At 61.9% G+C, this 1,808-nt stretch carries 2 protein-coding genes; both read right to left on the minus strand.

What is annotated here, in order from left to right:
* Nucleotides 1–296 (minus strand): hypothetical protein (locus tag ACH4F2_RS35915; RefSeq protein ID WP_398136799.1); only part of this gene is annotated, 296 nt, incomplete at its 3' end.
* Nucleotides 297–1,128: 832 nt separating this feature from the next.
* On the minus strand, nucleotides 1,129–1,665 hold the full coding sequence (locus ACH4F2_RS35920) for a nucleoside triphosphate pyrophosphohydrolase family protein (protein ID WP_353798924.1): 537 nt from the start codon (nucleotides 1,663–1,665) through the stop codon (nucleotides 1,129–1,131).
* Nucleotides 1,666–1,808 lie beyond the last annotated feature (143 nt).

Consider the following 1,808-nt stretch of genomic DNA (forward strand, 5'->3'; position numbering starts at 1 on the left):
GACAGGTGCCCGCGCAATTCTCGCTCAAATGCCGTAGTTTTCGCATCAATTGCGGCGCCAATCGCATCACAGATGGAGTCGACACCGAATCGCTTTTCCCGCTGAGCTGCTTCGATCAATTTCCTCGACAACCCGGCCAGGGTTCGCCTTTGATTGGCGACCGCCTCGATCACGACTACTTCCGGGACCACGATTCGCGCAGTATTTCGCTTGGCTGTTTCCTTGAGCGTATTCCACCACGCTGCCCGCAGCTGCGGGTCCGAAAGCACAACTGTCGTGTCAAGAATGATGATCATGGGGAGATTGTCGCTTATCGCAGACCGCTTCGGATGTTTAGGGTCGCATTGACACATGATGGCTAATCTGACCCGCAAGTTCCCTCGCCCATTGACCATTGATCAGTCCTTGGTTCGGCGGTAGCGGTACTCGTGGAGGTACGCGGATTTGACGGCGCGGCACGGGGCGCATCGGCATCCGAAAACTTGGTAGGCACTGACTTTCCCGTGCGGTGCGGCCTGGTGATACGGGCGTCCGTCCCGGAGGACGCGTTCTCGGTGCCGACGCAACATTCTCAGCCGATTGCGGATTTGCGGGGTGTACGGCAGCGGCAGCGCCTCGAGGCGTGCAAGTTCCGGTGTCATTTTGCTGCTGTCGAAGCACAACTCGCAGAGACCGTTTCGGCCGGCGAGGGTGAATGCGCGTCCGAAGGGGATTACGATTCGCGGTTCGCCGCATTCGTCGCACGGGGTTGGGGTGAACTGGTCCGCTGGTCCGACTGGTCGCGGGTTCACTGGCGCGGGACGAGGGGTCCTCTTCTTCTGCGGTTTGCGCGCGGCCGTCCGTTTCCGCTTCGGCGGCTTGGGTTCCGAGGTGGATACGCGAGGTCGGGGCGGTGGGGTGTATCCGGCGGGTTCAGCGAGAATCCGGCGCGCGGGTTCCGACAATACGGAAGGCGCGGTCGGTGTTGGCCGCTGGGAGATTCTGTCCTCCCGTCGGCATGCCGGGCACAGGCCACACAAGCAGGCATCGTTCATCTGTTGTCGAATCCTTCGGTGAGCACCACCCACGCGATGTAGACGAGGGCGGCGAATGTGACGGCGGCTGCCGCGAGTGCCGCGATCATCTGCTTCATGCGGCATCAACTTCGGCGAGGATGCGAGCGATGTCAGGGGCGAAGTAGTTCGGGCCTTTGAGGATCTTGCCGTCGGCGCGGTAGATCGGCTTACCGTCGAGGCCGAGTTTGCTCATGTTCGATGCGTGAACTTCGGTGAACACGGCAGCGAACGGGATGCCCGCTGTGTCGGCGTGGGTCCGGACCTGGACCTGGATGACGGAGAGCGCGAGGTGTGCCTCGATGAGTGTGCGTGCGTTGCGGTACTTTTCGACTGCGTCGTCGAGAGTTCCGTCGAAGGTTTTGTTCGCCCAGTACGGCAGACCGTGCACCCACATGGTGCCGTGTGCGATGTACGCGATGTCGGCGAGCGCGTCTGCGATTTCGATGCGGTCGTTTGCGGCCTCGGCTGCTCGTAGTTCGTCGTATTCCTCGAGGAGCAACCGGATGCGGAGTTCGCGGGTTTTCTGGTCGCGCCAGGTCGGCATCAACGCGACGGGGTGGCCGAAGGCGCGGTGGAACTCGGCGACGAGGAGATGTTGGTCGGCGCTCATGCTGTTGCTCTTTCTACGATCATGTCGACGACGGTTTCGATGTTGACCGGCGTGAGGTTCCAGGCGTCGAGTCCGACGTGCAGGGAGCGGGGGCCGGTCCACTGCTCGGTGCAGTGCAGATGGCCGTGTGCGAGGAAGTCGAT

This window comes from Streptomyces sp. NPDC017890, assembly GCF_044328675.1.
Lineage (GTDB): Bacteria > Actinomycetota > Actinomycetes > Streptomycetales > Streptomycetaceae > Streptomyces.

Coding starts and splice junctions, on each gene's coding strand:
- ACH4F2_RS35920 (WP_353798924.1), bottom strand. CDS start 1,665: ATGAGCGCCGACCAACATCTCCTCGTCGCCGAGTTCCACCGCGCCTTC.